This window comes from Actinoallomurus sp. CA-150999 (assembly GCF_050942425.1).
Lineage (GTDB): Bacteria > Actinomycetota > Actinomycetes > Streptosporangiales > Streptosporangiaceae > Actinoallomurus.
The window spans coordinates 917,291-936,161 of sequence record NZ_CP192063.1 but is presented as its reverse complement, the minus strand read 5'-3'; the positions used below and the strand labels follow the sequence as shown (position 1 = coordinate 936,161).

8 protein-coding genes are annotated in these 18,871 nt (G+C 69.0%); 5 read left to right on the top strand and 3 right to left on the bottom strand.

Annotated features, from left to right (window positions below):
- Positions 1 to 20 precede the first annotated feature (20 nt).
- Positions 21 to 8,180 carry a hypothetical protein gene (locus ACQP2O_RS04445; RefSeq protein WP_433180122.1) on the bottom strand — a complete coding sequence of 2,720 codons (8,160 nt, stop codon included), beginning with the start codon at positions 8,178 to 8,180 and terminating at the stop codon, positions 21 to 23.
- A gap of 1,582 nt (positions 8,181 to 9,762) precedes the next feature.
- Positions 9,763 to 11,076, bottom strand: a complete 1,314-nt coding sequence (locus ACQP2O_RS04440) for a S8 family peptidase (protein ID WP_433180120.1) — start codon at positions 11,074 to 11,076, stop codon at positions 9,763 to 9,765.
- Positions 11,077 to 11,188: 112 nt separating this feature from the next.
- Here ACQP2O_RS04440 and ACQP2O_RS04435 point away from each other — a divergent pair, with 112 nt between their 5' ends.
- Genes ACQP2O_RS04435 through ACQP2O_RS04425 form a run of 3 tightly spaced genes read left to right on the top strand, consistent with a single transcriptional unit; the run spans position 11,189 to position 13,067 of the window.
- A complete protein-coding gene (locus ACQP2O_RS04435; RefSeq protein WP_433180119.1) occupies positions 11,189 to 11,791 on the top strand; it encodes a hypothetical protein in 603 nt (200 codons plus the stop codon).
- Entirely contained in the window at positions 11,788 to 12,369 is a 582-nt protein-coding gene (locus ACQP2O_RS04430) for a hypothetical protein (protein ID WP_433180117.1), read from the top strand. Before ACQP2O_RS04435 ends, ACQP2O_RS04430 begins: the two co-directional genes overlap by 4 nt.
- Entirely contained in the window at positions 12,366 to 13,067 is a 702-nt protein-coding gene (locus tag ACQP2O_RS04425) for a hypothetical protein (protein ID WP_433180115.1), read from the top strand. Before ACQP2O_RS04430 ends, ACQP2O_RS04425 begins: the two co-directional genes overlap by 4 nt.
- Here ACQP2O_RS04425 and ACQP2O_RS04420 read toward each other — a convergent pair.
- Positions 12,985 to 14,301 (bottom strand): hypothetical protein, encoded by a 1,317-nt coding sequence (locus tag ACQP2O_RS04420; protein ID WP_433180114.1) that lies wholly within the window; start codon positions 14,299 to 14,301, stop codon positions 12,985 to 12,987. The genes ACQP2O_RS04425 and ACQP2O_RS04420 overlap by 83 nt on opposite strands.
- A 205-nt stretch (positions 14,302 to 14,506) precedes the next feature.
- On the opposite strand from ACQP2O_RS04420, the gene ACQP2O_RS04415 reads away from it, so the two are divergent.
- Positions 14,507 to 14,788 (top strand): hypothetical protein, encoded by a 282-nt coding sequence (locus tag ACQP2O_RS04415; protein WP_433180112.1) that lies wholly within the window; start codon positions 14,507 to 14,509, stop codon positions 14,786 to 14,788.
- Between the two features lie 129 nt (positions 14,789 to 14,917).
- Positions 14,918 to 18,871, top strand: coding sequence for a protein-glutamine glutaminase family protein (locus ACQP2O_RS04410; protein ID WP_433180110.1), 3,954 nt, complete (start codon positions 14,918 to 14,920; stop codon positions 18,869 to 18,871).

Here is an 18,871-nt window from a genome sequence, read left to right as displayed (position 1 = left end):
CTCCTAGACCGGCAGCGGGCTCACGCGCCGCCGCTGATCGGCGCGATACCGCCCTCGCCGGTCACCTCACCCCGACCTGGGCTTGCCGGACCGCCTGAGCCGGATGCCACTGCGTCGGCCTCCGCCGGGATCGGGATACCCCGTGCGGTGAGCTCGGCCCGCACCCGGTCGGCGAAGGTGCCCTCGGCGGACCGGTTGAACACCGGGCGCAGGTCGATCCCGTGGTCCCTCGCGACGACCGACAGGGCCGGGTGCAGCCGGGCGAACGCCTGGGCGAATCCTCCGTCGGACCAGGTGGCGCCCTCCGTGCGCAGCGTGCCGTCCGGCGCGGCGATGTAGCGGTGTGGCTCGTCGCCGTCGCCGGTCACCTCGATCCGGACCTCCGTGTCGTCCAGGCGGGCCCGCATGAGTGCCGCCCGTAGCGGCGCCTCCGGATCCGCCGGGTCGAACTGGACGGGCTCCCAGCGGCCGTTGCCGGCTTCGCGCCGGCCCGGTCCCACGGCCGGCGCGCCGTCGCCCGGGAGCTCGGGCGGCGGTACCGCCTCCTGCCGGGCCTGCGCGGCCGCGAGCTCATGCCCGGCGACCGTCAGATGGACGGCGCCGTGCGCCACGGCCTCGTGCACGAACTTGCCGTCCCGATAGAAGGCGATCTTGTATTTCCCGGCGAACTCACCGCTGTGCGCCTCGTTGGTGGTGGCGAACACGCTGTGCTCGTACCGGGCGCCGCCGGCGTCCGAGATGGACCTGGACGCCTGGGCGCCGGAGGACTGCTTGACCCCGAGGCCCAGTTCGCCGCCGACTCCGACACTGCGGCTCGGCGGCAGCAGCTCGCTCCGCGACGCGGAGGAGGACTCGGTGTACTCCCGCCGGTCGACCTGGCTGATCTCGGCGCCGCCGATGTCGCGGATCTGCGGGTCCGAGAGCTCCATCCGCACGACGGCCTGCACCTCGTGCCGCCCGACCTTGATGTCGATCGGGTAGCCGTCCTGGCCCATCATCTGCTCGACCCGGGCCTGCCGCTGCAGCGCCGACCAGTCGTGCTGGAGCCGCCGATCGACTTCCCACTGCGATCCCTTGCCGAGGAGGTCGACGAAGTTGTCGCGCATGGCGTGGTACGGCCCTTCGGGCTCCACGTGGTCGACGGCGAAGTCGTTGCCGATCTCGAGCGGCCGGTGGTCGGGCACGTGCTCGGCCGCGGGGGCGACGGGTTCGTCGGCGGGTCGGAGCATCCGCGCCGGCAGTGTGCGACCCACCGTGCCGTGCACCTCGACCGTGACGGGTTCCGGGCGTTCCCCGGTCGGCGGTTTCACCTGTCCCGGCTCCAGAGGCACCTGGTCGACGGTGACCGTGATCTTGATCGGGTGCGTGATCTGCGCCATGCCCTTCTTGTCGTCGAGCAGGCTGCGCTTGCCCGGATCGTTCGCCTCCTTGGCGGCGTTCGCCGCTGGGCCGTCGGCGTCCGTCCACATCGTCCGCTTCAGCCTGATCAGCTCTTTCCCGACGGACACGCCGACCGACCGGTTGCGGGCGGTCCCGACCGAACCGTTGGTCGAGCCGCCGGCCGCACCGCCGTCCGTGGCGTTGACGTCACCGCTGATGGTGTGGCCGGCGTTCATGTTCTCGCCGTGGCCCTCGTAGCGGTACGCCTGGAAGATCGGTACCTTCCCGGGCACCTTGCCGTGCAGCACCGGCCTGCCGTCCCACTCGGCCTTCACGCTGATGGGCAGCACCTCGGTACGGCCGGTCGGGTCCACCTGCACCCGCATATCGTCTCTGGCCCCCCACGGGTCGAACATGTTGTCGCTCGGGCCCTCCCAGCGGGCGCCTTCGTACAGGGCGGACAGCCGCTGCCGCAGCGTCGGGTCCCGGTCCAGCAACCCGGGTGAACGCTGCTCGATCGCCTCCAGGACCGCCTCGTGGATGGGTTTGTCGAAGACGACGTCGTCGTACAGGCTCAGGCCCATCGCCTTCTCGTTGGGTTTGGGCAGCGCGACTTCCACCGGTGCCAGCTCCAGATCCCTGGCGTGGGTGGCCACCTCGTTCAGATGGTGCTCCGTCGGCGTGTCGGTCAGGTTGTGGCCGACGCCCGTGACCTTCTCCAGCACGTCGCCGAGGACCTCCGGCGTGTGCTCCCCGGCCAGCGGCGGCAGCTCCCCGGCTCCGGAATGGGCGGCCGCCAGGTCCTCGGCGTACCGGCCGACCACCTTGACGGCGAGGTTCGGGTCGAGTTCGAGGTTGCCGTTGCGAAGCCGTTCGACGACGTCGGACATGCGGTCCAGCGGAAGGTGGAACTCGTCGTCCAGGTGCATCTGGAGGACGTCCGCCTCGCGCGCCCCCAGCCGCATCGGCACGTCACCCGACGCATCCCAGCTCTTGCCGGTGAGGTCGTCGGTGACGGTGATCTTCATGTGTCCCGTCGTGTGGACGCCGACGTCCTTGCCGACCTGGATGTCCAGCCGCTCAAGCCCTGAAGAGGAGTTCGTCGAGTGTCCGGTCGTCGTGCTCGTGGACCGGGAGAGGTCCGCGCCGCCGTCCAGGCTCGATCCGTCGGCACCGTGGTGGCCGCCGCCGGCCGAGCCGCCGACGTTCCCGCCCTTCGTGTGCGACGAGGAGGTCGACGTGCCCTCGACGGTCAGGTTGATGTCTCCGCTCACCGAGTCGTGTGCGTCGATGGCCTTGGACGGCCCCAGCCCGTCCATCTCGACCTTGATCGTGTAGCTGCGCGGCCGCAGGCCGTGCGGATCGACGACGACGCCGGTCTCGTATCCGCTCCCCAGCAGCTTGACCTTGACGCCGCGCAGACTCGCGGAATTGAGGAACGCCTCGTTCCCGTCGGCCGATCGCAGCTTGCCGCCCGTCTTCCGGTCGATCTCATCGAGCAGCCGACCGGCGTCGACGTGCTCGACATACGCCTTGTCGACCAGCTTCTCCGGCGTCGGCTGCAGGCCCTCCGGCGAGCGGAGACGCTCCACCTCGGCCGGTCGGGACTGGGCGTCCGGCAGGATCTCGCTCGGCCACGCGATGTCCGCCTTGCCGTGCTCGCTGAACTGGTCGATCAGCTTGCCGTTCCGGTCCCGGATCTCCACAACGGCCTCGTGCTGCCCCTCGAAGCGCCGGAGCTGCTTGAGCTCCTTGAGCCCGACGTGGTTGACCATGGCCGACTCGGTCCGGCCGGTGGAGTGGCCGCGATTCACTCCGCCGCTGCCGCCGACGTTCGCGTCGAAGCCGGCTTTGTGATCGCCGAAGTTCTTCCACGAGGCGGACAGGCCACCGCCGCCGGAGGCGGCCACCGAATCGCTGGCATTGGAGCTGAACGACTGGGAGTCGATGTTCAGCGCGACGAGGTTCCTGGTCGTGTCCGGGCCGAGGTCGGTGAACTCGTCAAAGCGCTGGTTCAGCCGCACGGTGAGCGTGTGGCCGTCGGCCAGCTCGAACTTCATGCCCCGCTGGCAGAGCTGGTCGTAGTGCGGGTCGAAGAACCGTTCGGGGAAGTCCTCCAGCTTCCGGACCGTCGCGAGCTTGTGCAGGAACTCCATCTGGTCGGGGTGCTTCGGCGCGCTCGGCATCCCGTCGCCGTCCAGTTTCGGCACGAGGTTCAGCTCCTGGAGCTTCGGCATCGCCTTGTTCACGGCTTCGCCGATGCCCGTGATGTCCCGGACCAGCGCGAAACCGGCACCGCGCAGCTGACCGGGGCCGTTGCCGATGTGTACCGGTATGCCCTTCTGCTCCGACGGGGCGACCGGGCCGTGGTCGTGCGGCGTGGCCACCGAGCCGTCGGGGTTACGGACGATCTCACCGGACGGGTCGACCTTGACCGCCGCGGCGTCGACGGGCAGGCCGGCCTCGGCGGCGTCCTTCGCGGACATCCGGATCACTCCGTCGAGGTCAGCCGAGACGCTCCCCAGCGACCGGTTCTCCGACAGCGAGTAGAGCTCTGCCTTGACCACCACCCCGCCCCGCTGGAAGTGCTCGGGCTGGGTCTCGGCCACCGTGCGTTCCACGGACACCGGCACGGAGGTGCCTCCGACGTTCACCGTCTCGGAGTGCGTGACGCCGCGGTCGCCGTTCAGCTTCCCGCTGAGGCCCACGTTGACCTCATGCGGCCCGGGCATCAGGTCCTTGGGGCCGCCCCACAGCTTGTCGATCTGGAGCGGGATCGAGCCGCCGACCTTCCTGGACACGTTGAACGACTCGTTCCCGGACGTGCCCAGGAAGCCGACGTCGACCTTCTCCAGGAAGTCCACCTTGCTGGAGGGCAGCGCGACGAACTTCGTCGGATCGAACTCGGCCTTCATCCGCAGGGCCAGGTCCCCGCCGGGGATGATGCGAAGCTCGCCGTGCTCCTTGTTGACCATCGGCTGCAGATATTCCTTGGCCTCCTGGGTCAGGATGGTCCGCAGCTGCTCCCGGGTGACCGGGTCGAGTTCGACCTCCTGGTGGGTGAGGGACTCGACGACGTCGTCGTGCCACTTCTCCAGGCCGTTCAGCTCGACCGTGGCGTGGTGGGGCATCTTCCCGGTGCCCTCGCCGGGAGGAAGCTGGACGCTGTGCGGCAGGTCCCGCCCGGTGAAGCTGTTGGACACCAGCACCTGCATGCTCGGGGCGTCGTCGCGGGTGCCCTCGGTGACGTGTGCGGCCGGCGTCTCCGGGACGTCATGCCCCGGAATCACCGACACGTCGTACTTGACCCGGCCGTCCAGCACCCGAAGCTCGCCGTTCCTGATGTCGACGACCGCTCCGGGTCGCGCGTCCTGCAGACCGTTCCCGCTGATCGACCGGCCCCGGCCGACGTCGACCTCGACGCCGGGACCGAAGACCTTCAACACCCCCTTGGCGCCGTCCAGGATCGGGTGGACGCCATCGGGGATCAGCGCGGCCAGCTTCGACGAGTCGACGGAGACCGCCGTGGTCTGGTTGTGCGCGGCGGTCGCCCCGTGTCCGTGGCCGCCCTCCGCGAATCCTCCGCTCATCGTCTCGGCCGGCTTCATCGCCGGCGTGACCTCGACCAGGTCGGTCACCTGGGCCTTAATCCGCGCGAACGCGCCCGGCTTGTCCAGGGGAATCAGCACTCCCCCTTCGGACAGCAGATCATGGGTGCTCGCGCGCAGGGTCTTCTCCAGCGCGTCGGGCGCGAACTTGGTCGTGCAACCGGCCGCTTCGACGGCCTCATTGGTGGTCTCGGTGAGCTTGTCCCGATGGGCCAGCGGGCCCATGATCTTGGCGCCGGGCAGGGCTGCGTCCGGCGGCGCGGTCTTATCCAGCGCGTGGCCGTACGACGCCATCGCCTCCGCGCCGTCCTTGACGAGGATCACGGCGGCGTTCGCGGTCACCCGGGCGGTGGAGGCGTCCGGCCCGTCCGCGAGCTGTTTCAAGCAGCTGCGTGCCGCATCGTAGGTGATCTTCGCGTCCCGTGCCTCCGTCAGCGCCTTCTCATACCCGTCGGCCATCTTCGTGTGGCGCACCTGCCGGTCCAGCGCCGCCTGGCCGTCGGCCACCGCGTCGGTGGCGCGGGTGGCCGCGGCGTGGTCGCGTTCCGTCGCGCACTGGGTGACCTTGTCGAAGGCGGACTGCACGTCCTTGCCGGCCTCGTCGGCCAGCCTTCGATGCTCGGCCACCCGTTCTTCCAGCGCCGTGACGTCGTTCTGCAACGCTTCGTGCATCTTGTCGACCTGGCCGGTCAGCTCGGCGAGCCGGGCGGCCTCGGGCGTGGGAGCGGCGGGCCGCTCCGCCGGCAGCACGCCGTCGGCTCCGCTGACCCACGGCGGCGATGGAGGAGTACTGCCCTTCGCCTTCAGGTCGCGCGCCAGGTCGTTGATCTCCCGCACGTAGTGCGCCTGCTCCACCGGGTCGGTGGCGTGCAGCCACTTGTCCGCGAGGTACCGATGCTGGTTGTAGCCCGACGCCGACCGGTCCCCGTGCCGTCCCGGACCGATCGCGTTCAGGCAGCGGCGGATGATGCCCTGCTCGGCCCTCGCTTCGGCGGCCGAGACCCGCTGCAGGGTGTCCGTCGTCTGGTGCAGCAGCGCCCGTGGCAGTTCGTCCGCGGCCTCGGCGACCCGCTCGGGCGACAGGTGGGCGGCCTGCGCCGCCTCTTTCGACATCATCCACGGGGCACACGTCACCTCGTGCGTCCGGCCGTCCGCGCCGATCCGTGTCCGCGCCGCCGCTCCGTCCATATCGCCGACGGTCATGTGGAACTCGTGCACCGCGCCCGACTCGGTCCGCACCCGCAGCGTCGCCGTGTCCGGATTCCACTCCAGGCCGGTCACTCCACGGCCCAGATGCGACGGCTTCAGCTCCGCGATCGCCGACCCGATCTCCTCGATGGACAGAGGACTCAGGTGCGCCGGCCGGGCCGGTGCGGGCACCGTGCTCCCGGCCGCGTCCGGTGCCGAATGGACGCCGCCGGGGGCGCTCCCCTCCGGCCCGGTACGCGGCGCCGAGGAGGCTCCCTCGGGCACGGTGGCGGTGGACAGAGTGGAGGCCAGTTCCTCCGCCTGGTGGACGATCGTCTGCGTCGCCGGCTCGTGCATGCCCGGCCGCATCACCGGGCTCGGCTCGGGCCTGGTCTCGCCGGTCGGCCAGGTCGCGGCCAGGTCCGTCCGCTCCGGGTGGGCCGACAGCGTTTCGTGAGCCAGCTCAGTAGCGACCGGCCGCGTCTCCGGGGAATGCTCGGCGAGCTGGTGCAGCGCGTCCAGCCCGCCTTCGAGTGAGTGCCCACCGGTCGCCCGGGCGACCTCCGCGCCCAGCCAGTTGGCCGCTTCGGCACACAGGCGCTCGCCCGTGGCGCCTTCGGCCGCGCGGGCCGTGAGCCGGTCCTGCGCCTCGCGCAGGCGTTCGTACGGCAGGTGGACCGACCGGCCGTCGGCGCCGGTCACCCGCACGCCGCCGTCCCGTAGCGGCAGGGCGTCCGGCGCGACCGCCCGCCGTGCCTCGTCCATCGCGTTCCGTGCCATGCCAGCCGGGTCGTGCGTCGCGTGGGGCGTCCGCCCCGTGGTGGCCGTGGGGTCGTCCGGCCTGGTGCCGGTGGGACCTTCATCGGGTCTCGTGCCGCTGCTGTTTTCGCCCGGCCTCGGGCCCTCTCCGGATCCCGGGCCGGTCTCGCCCGGCCGGGGGCCGTTGCCGGTCGTTCCCTCGGGATGGCCGGTGGCGTCGGGCCGGGGCCCGGCCTTGCCATCGCGGTTCAACACCTCGCCGATGCCCGGGCGCGCCGGCTCACCGGGGCGGGCGGGACCGGCCTCGCCGGGGCGTGCCGGGAGCGCGGCCGGGCCGGGCTGGCCCGACGGCGCCTGCCCGCGGTCGGAACCACCGGTGCCGCCCACGTCACCGCCGCCGTGCCCGGTGTCGCCGCCGGTGATCAGCCTGCCCTGCCCGCCCGTGAGCGGTGAGTCGGGCAGGTTGCTCGTCCCGCCGCCGGGGGATTCCTGCCTGCCGACAGACGCGAGGTCGGTGCCATGCGTGCCGCCGGTGCCACCGGTGCCACCGGTGGGGTGTTCGGGCAGGGTGGTGATGTTGTGGACGGGTCCACTGGGGTTGGTGGGGTTGGGGTTGTCGTAGGCTTGGCCTTCGATGTCGTAGCCGACACCGGTTTCGGACTTGTGGGGATAGGTGGGGCGGTCATTGGGAATGCCGCTCTCGGAAACCGGAGGCACGGGCACCTGGCCGTCATCACCGCTACCGGTGGTGGACCCGCCACCGCCATCGGTGGACCCGCCACGGCCGAACCTGCCCGCCGTGTACTGGCCGGCCTCTTTGGCAGCCCCGAAGCCGGCCATGCCGAACCCGAACGCGGCCGCCTGACCGACATTCATGTGATTCGGGTCGAAGATCGCCTGACTCGCCAGGTTCCCCGCCGTACCGGTGGTGCCCGCGAACCCGAACCGGGCACCCACGCCCTTCATCCCCGGCGCGCCCATCCAATCCGCCAGCTTCGTCGTCAACGGATTGGCCTGCCGGGCGACCGCACGCCCCGCGAGGCCCATCACACCGCCGGCGACCGCGCCCATCCCCACCGACTTGCCGAACTCCCCCCAATTCCAGCCCTTCTGCACCCCCTCATGAATCCGGGCGTACTGGCCGGAGGCGTCCATCCCCGCCCCGAACCAGGCACCCACCGCCGCCGCGGACAAAACCTGATGCTGACCCGCCCACACCGCGATCCGCTGAAGAAACAACTTCAACGAAAACCCCTCAGCCCGCGCCGCCGCCATCGCAACCGCCTCTGAGGCACCCGCGGTGAAAAACGACCATGCGAACCCGATCGCGATCGTCAAAATGATGAACGCACACGAAATCTCGAACTGCAGCCGCGCCGCCCGCTTCTGCGCCTGCAGCCCCTCCACTGCCGACGCCAGCCCCTGCAACGTCCCCTCCAAGAACCGCAGCCCCCCGAACTCACCCCCACCCGACAAGGCTTGGGCGAACGTCTTGAACTTGTCCGTCGCCTCACCGGCATTCAAACTCGTCACCGCACCGGCATGATCATCCAACGCACCCGCAGCCTGACCCACCGCATCCGCACACGCACTCAACGCCGACTGCATCCGCGCCAGACCCGCCATATCCCCGTCCGGCCACTGACACCCCCCCACCAACATCTCCAAAAAGAACAAACCCTGCTGCACCCACCCGGGCAGCTCATCGAACTCCCCCACCGCACGATCAAAACCCGGCGTATCCCGCTTATACGGATCCCCCACCGACTGCGCGCCGTGATCGGCGCCCTTCGGAACATCGGCACCCACCGTCGACGCCGACTCCGCCAACTGATACTGCTGACCGGCCACCATCAACATCCCACCCGTGGCCCGCACCAAATTCACCGCATCCTCAAGCGCGTCCAAACACCCATCCCGCGCCGCACCAAACCCCGCAGAACCCTCACTGCCGTTCAAAAACGCCTGACCAATGTCATCGTTCCCCCACGCAGCCCCCGCCCCCGACAACTCCGACACCAAAGTGTCCACCGCCGAGGCCAACGTGTACGACAACCCCGAAACGCCCTGGCCCGACTTCCCCCACGACTTGAAATTGACATCAAGACCGACGCTCAACAGTCACCCCTGTCAGACGTTCGTCGCACCGGGCCAACTCGGCAGAGGGCGCGCCCGGCAGCCACCGTGCGCGGCACGCCGCTGCGAACGGGAGCTCGCCGGCGTGTCGCGAAACTTCTCGCTGCGTCTCAGACGGCCGTCGTAGGCTTATGGGCGAGGATCGGGATCGTTCGCATAAGTGGCGCCACCTACGCTGATCAGCGATTTCTTTCGCCCCACGGACCGATCGCCCGTGTCGTTCGACCGCCCAGTGGTGATGGACTTCCAGGACCAGTCACGCCGGGTCATGCGTTCGGTCTGATGTTTACCGCGTCGTCGGCGTGGGTATGCGGTCGTTCGCCAATGGCCACCTGCGCTATCACCACCTCGGCCGGACCCCGCGTCCACCCAACGGCCGGTGGGACCGGGTCCGATCCCCGTCCGGGCTCACTCGACTCCCTCGCAGATTATGTCCACGAGGTTAACTACGTTTCGGGCAAGTAAACCATCACCGAATTTATGAGGCAATGGGTAAGTCGCAAGTGAATCGATCAAGTAACGGCGATGTGCACGACGAGTTCGGTGCGGCACGGTCACGGTAAGCCACCGATATTTCACCCAGGGCCAGTTAGACCCGGTCTCCCACCGGCCGTGAACCGCCTGGATGAACGACTTGACCTCTGCGCACGGTCGCGGAAAGGCGATGATCTCGCGGCGGGGAAACGCCCTGTCAGGTCGAGTCGTCGTCGGGCGGGAGCTTGGCGCGGCCCGGTCGCCAGCCCCGGCGCACGCCGAGCGGCACGACGACCCCCGCGAACCCGACCAGCAGCGCACCGCCGATGGCGCAGACCGCGATCAGCGCACCGAGATCACGGGTCCGGTGATCGACCGGCGGTGGACCGCCGATGTTGATCGGCTGGGCGCCCGTCCGAGGTGACGTGGAGGGACCGCTCGTGTCGCTGATGAGCGCCGTCACCGCCTCACGCGGGTTGACCATCCCGCCGCCGCTGCCGGTCCCGATGCTGCCATCGGCGGTGGCGACGATGCGCCTGATGATCTCTGGCGGGGTCAGGTCCGGCTTCTCGGACTTGACCAGAGCCGCGACGCCGGTGACGTACGGCGCGGAGTAACTCGTGCCCCGAAGATCGCCGATGTAGCCGTCGCCCTCCGTGCTGATGATGCTGTCGCCGGGCGCGGACACGTCCACCCTCGAGGTGGTGTTGGAGAAGTCGGACAACGGACCGTCGGGCCCGACGGCCCCGACGGAGAGCACGCCGGGGTACGACGCGGGGTATTCCCGCTGCTCGCTCGCCTTCTTGGTCGGGTCGGTGTTCCCCGCGGAGGCCACGATCAGGACGCCCTTCTTCCGTGCGTGCTCGACCGCCTGCCGAAGAAGGGGATAGTCGGTGTTGGTGGCGGAGATGTTGATGATGTCCGCCCCTTCGTCCACGGCCCGGATGATGCCCTTGGCGAGCAGCGTGCCGTCGTCGCCCGACTGCTCTTGGTTCTGAATCTTGATCGAGATCAGCTGGACGTCGGGGGCGACGCCCACGAACGGCATCGACTTGCTGTTGCGTTCGTCCTGGGCCGCGATGATGCCGGCGACCGCCGTGCCGTGGCCGTAGCAGTCGGTGTTGTGGGTGTGGGTGAGGTCGATGCTCTTCACGACCCGGCCGGCCAACTGCGGGTGCGACTGACTGATACCGCTGTCGACGACGGCGACCGTGACGCCCTTCCCCCGGGTGATGTTCCAGACGTTGGTGAAGTCGAGCCTCGACTGCGCCCACGGCACCTGCTGAACGCGTGACGCCGCGAAGGACGGCGGGGTGGGACAGGGCGGGATGGGCGTCGCCGTCTTGGTCTTGGTCTTGGTGACCGTCGGGGCGGGGGTGGGCTTGGTGGCCGACTTGGTCGGAGACTTCGGATGGGCGGTTGGCGACGGTTTGGCACGGTCGGGAAGCGCGAGAGCCGCCGGGGCGCATACGCTCGCCGAGAGCGCCAGCGCACCCGCGACGGCGAGACCCGCCAGTCGTACCGCCCGCATGTTCCGCCTCCCCCGGGAACGCACCGACCAGAGTCGCACTTTAGACGATCGACGCGACGACAGGTTCCGATCGCGGTCATTCCGGGCAGACGGCCCGTTAGCATCAGTCCTCGTGGCCCACCACGATCGCTCCGAAACCGCACCGCGCCGCAGGCCGCCGGTGCTGCTCAGCGTCGTCGGCGTCATCGTGGTCACGATCGCGCTGGCCGGTGCGTTCGGCGGCCTGGGCGCCCGTCCGAGCGGACCGAGCGCGGTGTCCCCCGGCGCGACGGTGGATCAGGGGCTCTTCAAGGTGCAGGTCCTCGACGCCCGCGCGGGCCGGTTCAAGATCGGGAGTTTCGGCAAGGCCGATAACAAACTGATCGTACGGACGCGCGTGACCAACACCGGAGACCGCTCGTGGGGCGTGGGCTCGTTCCTGAGCGGAGTCGTCGCCGAGCCCAAGCCCGGCAAATACGTGCAGGCGGACCTGATGCAGTCGAACGGCGACCTCCTCGGCGGCGCGACCACGGAGATCCACCCGCGGCTCCCGGTGGTCGTCCAGCTGGTGTGGCCGCTCCCGGACACGACGACGCCGCAGTCCGTCACCCTTGCGCTGCGCGCGTGGCAGTACGGTCAGGCGTTCAGCTCGAACGAGATCAGCTGGAGCGTCACGAGCACCTCGCCCGTCACCGCGACGGTGACCCTTCCGGTGCGGCCGGGGGCGACCTCATGAACATCGTGATCAGGGCCGTCTCCTGGCTCGTCGCCGTGGCGCTCATGGCCGCCGCCATGTGGCTGCACGGGGTCAAGCCACGCCAGGACGCCAAGATGCTCGACCCGATCGTGAGCCGGGGCCGCATCGGCACCGTGGTCGGCAACCGCGTCTTCAGCGTCCAGGTCGACCGGGTCGACGTGGCGACCGCGATCGTCAAGGACAGCATCCTCAACCGGACGGCCGTCCCCAGCCCCGGCCTCTTCGTGATCGTCTACCTGCGGATCAAGAGCAATCAGAAGCCGTTCACGCCGGGGCACGTCCGGCTGACCACACACGGTGGCGTGTCGTACGACGAGAGCGGCCGCCCGGACATCTCCGGTCGTTCCGGCAACTACGAACCGATGTTCTGGGGTCCCGCGTCGTACGTCTTCGAGATCCCGAAGGACCGGCTGGCCGGGGCGCGGTTGACCATCGGCGAGTCCAACCTGCTCAACCAGTTGAGCGCCTCGGTCGATGTGGACCTGGGCATCGACACGCGAAAGGCGACGGACCTGATCGGCCGCGCTCCCCGCGACTACGTCCTGAAGACGACATGACGTTCGACCCGTACGATCAGCGACCGGCGCGCTCGCGGGCACCCCGTGACCCGTACGAGCACACCGTCCGCGATCCGCACGAGTTCACGGTCCGGGATCCGCGCGCGCCCAGGACGCGGGATCCGCTGGAGGACACGGTGCCCGACGTGCTCCAGGCCCTCGCCTCCGAAGAGGCGGTGGCATCACGGGCGAAGGGTGGACGGCGCGGCCGGCGCCTGATCGAGGCGGCCGTGCTGCTCGCCCTGGCACCCGGCCTGCTCGCCGTCCAATGGGTCGACGACAGTCACCAGGCCAGGAACATACAGCCACCGGAGCGCGACACGACCGTACGGCTCGGCCAGACCGGAGTGCTCGGCCACGCCCAGTGGAGAATGCTCGGCCGGGACACGGCCACACCCGCGAGGGACTCGACGACACCGGCCGGTGCCGTGCACATCAAACTGATCCTCCAGGTACGGCCGCTCGACGCCCAGGGGGTCAAGGACGTCCAGGCGACCGCTTACCGCCTGCGGGACGGCGCCGGGCACGAGTGGACGGGGGCGCCGCTCGGTCCGGACCCGGTCGCGGGGCGCACCGCCCAGATCGCGGTCACCTCCGACGTACCGGCCGCCCTGGTCAGCTCCGTGCTGCTGGCGATATCGCAGAAGTCGAGGACGCAGACGGGCCAGTCGCTGAACGGTCTCGTTTTCGCGCATTGACGCGGGCCACCACCAGGTCGAACGCCGCCGCCAGCAGGCACACGCGAAGCGCCTGATGGACGAAGCCGACACCGAAGTCGACGATGGACAGGCGCGCCTCCCACCAGCCGACCGGATGCGGGCCGAGCAGGTCGTAGACGCCCCGCTGCGCCAGATCCGCGGCGACCTCCAGGCCGGTGAACAGGGCGCAGAAGACGCCGAACGGGAGTATCCCCGCTCGGATGACCATCCGGACCCCGTACACGGTCGGGAGCCACTTGTCGCGCAGCTCCCGGGTGAGGACCTCGAGCGGTGTGCGCGGCTTGTCCATGCCGCTGGCCGCGATGATCCGCCGGGCCAGCCGGCCGCTGCCGAGCGCGGCCTCCTCGGCGGCGTCGACGCCGAGGATCACTCCCGCGATCACCAGCCATACGAGGGAGCCGAGCACCGCCTCCTTCACGGACGGCCACAGCGCACTCACCCAGCCGAACAGGGGGCCGGTGAGGTCGGCGAGCCATCCCCACGCGACCCGCCCCTGCAGCCAGCCGGTGCCGGCGTTCCGGGCCTGGTTGACCGTGAAGAGGCCGAACAGCGTCCAGTTGACCTCACAGAAGGCGATCAACACCCCGCCCGCCCGCGCCCACCGCGGTTCCACCACGCGCTCGGCGACGAATTTGGCGATGAGGAAGGCGACGGTCAGTGCGATCGCGATGTACAGGTGACGCTCGAGGGCGCCGATCGACTTCAAGGCGTCCATCTGCCCGCCGAAGCCCTGCTCTCCGAAGCCGCGGCCGGTGACGCTCTGCGCGTAGGCCCGCGCGTCGTCGACGAACCAGTTCCAGGCCAGGTAGAAGATCATGAAGGGCAGCAACGCACGCGCCAGCGCGTCGACGATGGTCTCTTCGTCCTGCACCGCCCATGAGGCGAGGGACTCGTCGAGTTCGTGCTCTCGGACCGCGGGCAGGCCGTCCTTGACGCTGTGGACCATGAGCACCGTCACCGACAGGGTGACCATCACGGTGAAGCTCATCACAAAGACCGGCACGACGGCGTTGTGCAGCCCGAACCGATAACCGCTGTAGAACAGCGCGTACCGGAGCGCCTGACCGACCGTGTACCAGAGCGCCAGCGGCAGCACGAACCGGCCGGCCAGCCGGAGCGTGGCCCACGGCAGGATCACCGGCGACGTGGCGAGGACCGAGCGCCGCCCCGGCCCGCGGTTCGGCGATGGAAGGGCTTGCGATTCCGGGTTCACAGCGGATCCAGGGGGGCGTTGACGGTGGTCTCGGGGGCGTTCATGGTGGTCTCAGCGTCACGACCGGCCCGCCCGCAGACGATGCGGGAGGGAAGGCGACTAGCTTATGCTCGGCGTGCCGCGTATGGGGACAAAGAGGACAAGGGGAACCGATCGCGCAGCTGACGAGTCTAAGGGTCCAGCGTTTCGACATTATCGGAGGGGCATGAGAGCAGAGCTTCGCGCGTCGCTCGAAGAGCTGATGAGGGATTACTCCCGGCAGGTCGAGCGACTCAAGGACCTGCGCCGCGCACTCGACGAGGGCGACTCGACGGCGACCCGCCGTGATGGCCTGGCGAAGATCACGACACCGTCCATGCCGGAACGCTGGACGGCTGCGCTAAGGGATGCGGGCATGACGACCGACCTTCAGGCGATGGCGAAGAACTACGCGCAGGCCGAACGCCCCAGGGCTATTCACGGTCACGCGAGCACTATGCGGGTGTAGTGCCAGATGAATGACAAGCAGGGGTGTTTGTTCTCGGGCATGGTCTGACGTGTCTGTACGAGGTGTGCGAGGTCGACCGGCAACGGTCGGCCTTTTGGCGTGTGGGCTGGTCTGGCGTGACGGGGGTGCGTGGTGACCACCGGTTTTGAAGCTCATTTCGAGTCGTGGACGAAGTCGGGTCGGGGTTTTGGTGAGTTGTCCGACTCGTTGGCGACGGCGGTGGACACGTTGGTGGGTGAGTTGTCGGGGGCGGGTGCTGCGTGGGGTAACGATGACATTGGTCAGGCGTTTTTGAAGGGTTCTGAGGGGTCGGCGGGTTTTGGTGCGGCGCGGGATGGGTGTTTGGCGGCGCTTGAGGATGCGGTGAATCTGGTGCGGGCGACCGGTGGGATGTTGGTGGTGGCCGGTCAGCAGTATCAGTTGGCGGAGTCGGCGTCCACGGTGGGTGGGGACATTCCGAAGGGCGCCGATCATGATGCGGTGGCGGCCAAGGATCCGTATCGGAGGCCGGAGGCTGATTTCAACGGGGTGGCCGGGGAGTTCGATGAGCTGCCGGGGATCGTGCAGCAGGGCTTGTTCTTCCTGGAGATGCTGGTCGGGGGATGTCAGTGGCCGGACGGGAGCATGGACGGCCTGGCTCGGATGCAGTCGGCGTTGTCGGCGTGTGCGAATGCGGTGGGTCAGGCTGCGGGTGAGTTGGATGATCACGCCGGTGCGGTGACGAGCTTGAATGCCGGTGAAGCGACGGACAAGTTCAAGACGTTCGCTCAGGCGTTGTCGGGTGGGGGTGAGCTCGGGGGCCTGCGGTTCCTGGAAGGGACGTTGCAGGGGCTGGCCTCCTGGGTGGAGGGGTTGCAGGCGCAGAAGCGGGCGGCGCGGTTGCAGTTCGAGCTTTCGTGTGCGTTCGTGGTCATCACGATGGCGATCGGGTTCGCCTGGTCGTGGATCACCGCCGGTGCCTCAGAGGCCGCGGCGATCGGGGCTTCGGAGGCCGAAGGGTTCGCGCTGAAGACGTTCCTGCAGCGGATCGCGGTGTGGGCGGGTCAGCATCAGGTGTTGTCCGGTGCGCTGGTGGGTGCCTGGTTCGGCGGGGGGATGGACGCCGCCGGTCAGTACGCCCGGATTCATGAGGGGGTGCAGAAGGGCTGGAATTGGGGGGAGTTCGGTAAATCGGTGGGGATGGGCGCGGTCGCCGGCGGTGTGATGGGGTTGGCGGGGCGTGCGGTCGCCCGTGAGAGCAACCCGCTGACGACCAAGCTCGCCGATTGGATGCGCGCGCCGGGGATGAAGGGCGTTGGCGCCCGGTTCGGGTTCGCCGGTACCACCGGCACCGCGGGGAACCTGGCGAGTCAGGCGATCTTCGACCCTGACCACATGAATGTCGGTCAGGCGGCCGCGTTCGGATTCGGCATGGCGGGTTTGGGGGGTGCCAAGGAACTCGGCCAGCACGTTGCCGGCCGCTTCGGCAGCGACGGTCGTGGGTCCACCACCGGTGGCGGTGATGACGGGCCCCCGCCCCCGCCCCCGTCTGGAGGGGCACCACACGGCGATGACGGGCCGCAACCGCCTCCCCCCAGCGGAGGAACCGGCCACCCGTACCCGGACACGACCGGCGGCGACGCGGGCCACATCCCGCCCTCCAGCGGCACGCACGGCACCGACCTCGCCTCAGCCGGCAAGCCGGAAACCCCCACCAGCGGGGGGACGAGCAACCTGCCCGAGTCGCCAAACGTGGGCGGGCAAAGTAAGCCGGTCCTCGGCGGCAATGAGGGGTACACCGGCGGCTCCGAGCGCGGGCCGGCCACGTCGGGCCAGCCGGGCCCGGCCGTGTTCCCCGTACGACCGCCCGAGGCCGGCCCCACTGGCGCCCGCCCCGGTGAGTCGGCGCGCCCGAGCATCTCCGAGATGTTGAACGGCGACAGCCGGACCGGGCGACAGCCTGGCACTGCCTCTGGCCGTCCCGAGGGAACGACCGGCGGCGGCCCCCGACCGGGAACCGGAGAGGGCCCGAGGCCGGGCGAAAGCGGCAGCGGCACAAGACCCGGTGAGGGGCCCACCGGCGGCCAGCCCCGGCCAGCCGACTCGCGTGCCACCACGGCCGAGCCCGGTGCTTCGTCCACTGACCGGGCGAAACCCGCTCCATTCGCCACCGACGACCGCCCTACCGGTCAGACCGCGGGACAGCCTCGCCCGGCGGCGGAGCCCGCTACGCCACGCGGCGACAACGCCGAGCCGACCACGTCGGCGAACACCGCTCCACGCCCCGAGGCCCGCGAGCCGGGAGTCGTCGGCGTGCCAGTCGGCCATAGCGGTCATGGTCATGGGACGGGCACTTCCTCCGAGCGCTCCGGCTCCTCCCCCATCGAAAAGGCGCTCAACGGAAAACCGGACGATCATCAAGCGAACACGCCGCAGGACCCTCGCCTTCGGCTGATGCGCGACGATCACTCGTCCCCGAGCGAGTCGCACAGCCCTGCTGTTCGACCACCGGAGCATCCTCCCCGGCCTACCGTTGTGGACCGGACATTCATTAGTGAGGAACTTCGTCGTGCCGGTTTCGCGGACCCCGTACCGGCGCCTGAGGTACCTCCGCAGGTCCTGAGCGAACTTCGGCCGACCGGACCTCTCGTGCAACGGGATGGCCGACCGTCCGTGGATCTGGTCCGGCTCACGGAGGACGTGCGCTCGGCATTGGGCGACCGACACGTCGACGGCGCCGACCTGCTCTCTCGAATCCATGAACTGCGCCAAGATCCTGTCGCCGCCCATCACTTGGACCAGTCCTACCGACTGGCCACCGGACGCGACCTACGATCGGATATCACGAGGGCCTACCAGGAGGGCCGCCTGCCCTTCGACCCTAACCCCTACGTCGATCACTTGTTGCCCGACCCGACGACGGCACAAAGGCTGCGGAATGACCCCATCACCACTCCGGAGCAGGCTGCCGACTTCGCCCGACAGCTTCATGATGCGATCAATGCAGCCGATGGGCCCAAGGTCAGCGAACTACTCAACCGCATCGGCCGCCGCCCAGACGACGTCTGGGGTCTTGAGCAGCACTATCAGCATCACTTCAATAGCCCACTAAAAGGCCACATAAATGAGAAATTCGGACAATCCTCCGAAGCGGGGTATCTAGCGCACCTTCTGGGCGATGGACAGCACGAGACCCGAGTGCTCTCGATCTCGGAAGCCAAAGGCCTGTACGACAAACTGGCAACGGAGACATTCAGAACCCGGCAAGGCACGGAAGCGCGAATTCCATTCGGCCACCCGGAGGACGGTTGCTACGATCGCGCTCACCGAATGGCGAAGAAGCTCGCGGAGTGGGGCTATTCGTCCAGGAAGATATTTGCCGTACGGCAGGGGCCCGGCTCACTTCTCACCGTTCAGGCCGACAGCGCCCGGGGCGCCGCATGGGGGAAGCCTGGCTATGTCGGCTGGGGATATCATGTCGCGCCGATCGTAGAAGTCCGGAGCCCCAGCGGCAAGGTCTTCGAGGTCGTCATCGATCCCTCGCTGAGGCGTGGCGCGCTTGGCCTCGATGAGTGGCTCGGGCTCATGGGGGTGACCAGAAACGACTATGTTCGATTCGACACCGTCGGCCCACTTCCAGAAGGACCTGCCAATATCGTCGACGGGCTTCTGGGAAATCACATGGGGAGCGATACCGCGATGGTGTACACCACTCCTCGGGAAATCTACTACCCGAACCAAAAGCCTATCGGGTCACTCCACGAAGCGGACGGATATGCGCATACGAACCAGGAGACGATAGAGGGTTATGCGCGCGTCTCCGAGGCCAGAGAACTCGGCAACCACATCAGGCAGGCGGCGGCGGCGCACGGGTGGCTTCATATCTCCTCGTCAGCGAAGGCGATCGCAGATACCGTGAGGAACGATCCGGCGTTCCGTATGCTGCTCGACGACGTTCGCGCGGGCAGGCCCTGGCCACCCGACGTAACCTCGATCGCCGGCACGCTCGATATGCCACTCAGAGTCGTCGTCGCGAAACGCGCCTACGATATCCTCTCCTCGACCGAAGGTCCTCCCGCCGGGTCGACCAATTCAAGGGAGTGA

Coding starts and splice junctions, on each gene's coding strand:
- ACQP2O_RS04440 (WP_433180120.1), bottom strand. CDS start 11,076: ATGCGGGCGGTACGACTGGCGGGTCTCGCCGTCGCGGGTGCGCTGGCG.
- ACQP2O_RS04430 (WP_433180117.1), top strand. CDS start 11,788: ATGAACATCGTGATCAGGGCCGTCTCCTGGCTCGTCGCCGTGGCGCTC.
- ACQP2O_RS04425 (WP_433180115.1), top strand. CDS start 12,366: ATGACGTTCGACCCGTACGATCAGCGACCGGCGCGCTCGCGGGCACCC.
- ACQP2O_RS04415 (WP_433180112.1), top strand. CDS start 14,507: ATGAGAGCAGAGCTTCGCGCGTCGCTCGAAGAGCTGATGAGGGATTAC.